This window comes from Phytohabitans sp. LZ39 (genome assembly GCF_059359075.1).
Genome location: NZ_JCADBM010000058.1, coordinates 1 through 1,324, shown reverse-complemented (window position 1 = coordinate 1,324; position 1,324 = coordinate 1). Strand labels below are relative to the sequence as shown.

Here is a 1,324-nt window from a genome sequence, read left to right as displayed (position 1 = left end):
CCACGACGGACAGAGATGATGTTTGTGAGCACCTCCCGTCGGGGGTCTGACCCTACGACGGACTGACTTCGGGTCTTGGAAGACGATTTGTCGGCCTCCGTCGGGAGGTGCTCGTGCACTCACCGGCGCGGGTTTGTGACCTAATAGGAGCCTGGCTAGAGGCCCCGACTCTGTCTTGTCCGCGTTGCCCGGCTGGTGCGTGTCGCCCTGCCCACCATCACGAGCGCGAGGACGACGATGCCCTCTATTACACCCGACCCTGCCGTCATCGAGGTTGTTGGTGGGGTCGACACCCACCTTGATACGCACACCGCGGCGGTGATCGACCCGCTCGGGCGGGTGCTGGGCACCGAGCAGTTCCCGGCCACCGTGGCCGGCTACGCCGCCCTGCTGGCCTGGATGCGCGGCCACGGCCACCTGGGCCGGGTCGGGGTCGAGGGGACCGGCGCATACGGGGCGGGCCTGGCCCGCCGGCTGCGTGGTGAGGGTGTCGAGGTGATCGAGGTCGACCGCCCGAACCGCAAGATGCGCCGCTTGCAGGGCAAGTCCGACCCGATCGATGCCATCGCGGCGGCCAAGACCGCCCTGGCCGGCGACCGCACCGGCACCCCAAAGCAACACGACGGCCGCGTCGAAGCCCTACGCAACCTACGGGTGGCCCGGCGCAGCGCGGTCGAGCAACGCGCCGACACCCAACGCCAGATCAAGACCCTGATCGTCACCGCCCCCGACGAACTACGCGGCCGGCTGCGCGGCCTGCCCGTCAAACAGTTGATCGCCACCTGCGCCAACCTGCGAGGCGACCGGGCCAACGCCGCCACCCCAGCCACCGCCGTCAAGCTCGCCCTCCGGTCGCTGGCCCGCCGCCACCAACAACTGTCCGCCGAGATCACCAACCTGGACGAACTGCTCGAACCGCTGGTGACCGCCATCAACCCCGACCTGCTCACCGTCCACGGCGTCGGCCCCGACGTCGCCGGTCAACTCCTGGTCACCGCCGGCGAAAACCACGACCGGATCACCTCCGAAACCGCGTTCGCCATGCTCTGCGGCGTCGCCCCACTACCCGCCTCGTCCGGCAAAACCACCCGCCACCGCCTCAACCGCGGCGGCGACCGACAGGCCAACGCCGCCCTCTACCGCGTCGTACTCACCCGGCTGCGCTGGGACCCCAACACCCGCGCCTACATGCAGCGACGCACCAAAGACGGCCTATCCAAGAAAGAGATCATCCGCTGCCTCAAGCGGTACATCGCCCGCGAGCTCTACCAAATCATCACAACAAACGACCCTGACCCCGCCGCTTGACAACCATAGGAGCATC

Annotated in this window: 1 protein-coding gene; it reads left to right on the top strand. The window is 68.4% G+C overall.

Translation table 11 applies throughout. The annotated features are described in order from the left end of the window. Nucleotides 1–237 precede the first annotated feature (237 nt). The gene (locus tag AC5L36_RS45310; RefSeq protein ID WP_441225306.1) at nt 238–1,308 is read left to right on the top strand and encodes an IS110 family RNA-guided transposase; all 1,071 of its coding nucleotides are present in this window, start codon (nt 238–240) and stop codon (nt 1,306–1,308) included. Nucleotides 1,309–1,324: the final 16 nt, after the last annotated feature.

Bases quoted from the DNA above. Each gene is read 5' to 3' on its own strand.
- AC5L36_RS45310 (WP_441225306.1), top strand. From the start codon at position 238: ATGCCCTCTATTACACCCGACCCTGCCGTCATCGAGGTTGTTGGTGGG.